Source organism: Phyllobacterium sp. P5_D12 (assembly GCF_054049495.1).
In genome coordinates, this window is record NZ_JBFUMG010001074.1 from 1 (window position 1) to 784 (window position 784).

A 784-nucleotide genomic window follows, 5' to 3' on the forward strand; every position below is an offset into this window, starting at 1 on the left:
ATTATGATGTGAAGATGAAGGCGATCAAGCGTTTCTTCGAAGAGGGCGACAAGGTCAAGGTGACATTGCGGTTCCGTGGCCGTGAAATGGCTCACCAGGAACTCGGCATGCGGCTTCTAGATCGCGTCAAGGAAGATACGGTCGAAATTTCCAAGGTTGAGGCCGAGCCAAAGCTCGAAGGCCGCCAGATGATGATGGTTCTGGCGCCGCGCTGAAGCCAACAAACTTCCATAGAAAAGCCGCCTTCGGGCGGCTTTTCTATATGGATCGAATTCGAAGGGCCATTATGGCGGAACTGAACTCCCTCAAAGACATGTCCCGGTTTCAACATCGCAGGCGCATTGCCGTTGCAATCGTCATCGGGTTGATCCTGGTTGCCCTTCTCACCATTCGCTCCGCATGGAGCAATGACCGCGTGCATGAGTATATCGAGGATTTCGGTATCGGCGTGATTGTCATGACGATCCTTGGACGCATGTGGTGCACGCTCTACATCGGCGGACGCAAAAGCTCGGAGATCGTCCGTCTCGGCCCCTACTCGATGAGCCGCAATCCGCTTTATGTCTTCAGCACGATCGGTGCATTCGGCATCGGCATGATGACCGGCAGCCTGACTGTGTCGCTCGCGCTCGCCGTGATTTGCTACATTGCCTTCCAGTTCGTCATCACGGCCGAAGAGGGTTATCTCGAAAAGGTGTTCGGCGAGACCTACACAAACTATAAGCGGGAGGTGCCGCGCTTCTTCCCCAAATTATCCCTTTACAAAGAAACCGAAGTGCTGACC

At 54.2% G+C, this 784-nt stretch carries 2 protein-coding genes; both read left to right on the forward strand.

Annotated elements, in window-relative coordinates; translation table 11 throughout:
• Positions 1-215, forward strand: a 215-nt coding sequence (infC, locus tag ACXJ5O_RS28780; RefSeq protein ID WP_457302884.1) for a translation initiation factor IF-3, incomplete at its 5' end; no start/stop codon positions are given.
• Positions 216-286: 71 nt separating this feature from the next.
• The coding region (locus ACXJ5O_RS28785) for a methyltransferase family protein (protein ID WP_457302885.1) at positions 287-784 on the forward strand (498 nt) is incomplete at its 3' end.